Here is a 523-nt window from a genome sequence, read left to right as displayed (position 1 = left end):
CTACAGCGGCGTCTATCAACTTAAAAGCGGTTTCGATATTACCATTGTGGTTAACACCTGCCTCAGCAATAATAATTGTATGTTTCATTAATTTATTCCAATAAGAGATTATCAATATAAATAAAATGCCTAGTTGCTAAACATTTACCCAAATCTAATAGCCAAACATTGCTGATGCCTGCTATGTGAACAGATTGCTGGACAAATGGCCCATAGTACAGCATTTATTCTTAATTCAATATCTATCGGTAATTAAAGCCGATAGCCACTAGGGATGTTAACAACTCTGTCGGCTAGCCAATTGCAATTTTCCAGTCCATCTGTCTGACAATTCGCAAACATTGGCAGGCGGTTCATCAATTCCCAAACTGGCCTTGTCATTACCCCATTATCATTGGTGTAGGCAAGAAATTCATCTCTTTCTTGGGAATCATTAAGAATAATCGAATTTAACCAATAATTTGCTTTTGAATCTGCTGTTTCCTTCACAAAGGACATATTTAAATTAGAGAAAAGCTGCTCA

Annotated in this window: 1 protein-coding gene; it reads right to left on the bottom strand. The window is 36.5% G+C overall.

Annotated elements, in window-relative coordinates; all coding sequences use genetic code 11:
* Positions 1-252: 252 nt before the first annotated feature.
* A partial coding sequence (locus JHD69_RS20245) for a DegT/DnrJ/EryC1/StrS family aminotransferase (RefSeq protein WP_233166113.1) occupies positions 253-523 on the bottom strand: 271 nt, incomplete at its 5' end.

The sequence above is a fragment of the Pedobacter sp. ASV12 genome (genome assembly GCF_016429155.1).
In the GTDB taxonomy this organism is placed as follows: domain Bacteria; phylum Bacteroidota; class Bacteroidia; order Sphingobacteriales; family Sphingobacteriaceae; genus Pedobacter.
The sequence above is the reverse complement of the archived record's forward strand: the minus strand, read 5'-3'. Positions and strand labels throughout refer to the sequence as shown.